Genomic DNA, 244 nt, shown 5'->3' with positions numbered 1-244 from the left:
TCCTCTTCCAGGATGCCCATCAGCGTAGAAATCCCCTTTTCCGTAATCAGCGCACATTCCACTGCGGACTGGGCAAGTCCTTTAACCAGGGTGCCTGGGAAGGCCTTAAGAAGTATGCGGAAGAGAACAGTATCAAATATAAGTATTACCAGCCCCAGGAAGGCACCACGGACGCCTACCTGGAAACCATCGGACTGGCAATAGAGGGCGGCGCGAAGCTGGTGGTATGCCCTGGTTTCCTGTT

Annotated in this window: 1 pseudogene; it reads left to right on the top strand. The window is 53.7% G+C overall.

The features are described 5' to 3' along the window. Positions 1 to 244: pseudogene (locus LK536_RS58965) on the top strand (hypothetical protein); the annotation flags it as partial.

The organism is Clostridium pacaense, assembly GCF_020709765.2.
GTDB classification, from domain to species: Bacteria; Bacillota; Clostridia; order Lachnospirales; family Lachnospiraceae; genus Enterocloster; species Enterocloster hominis.
Note: the sequence above shows the minus strand (reverse complement) of the source record. Positions and strands in the feature narration are given on the sequence as shown.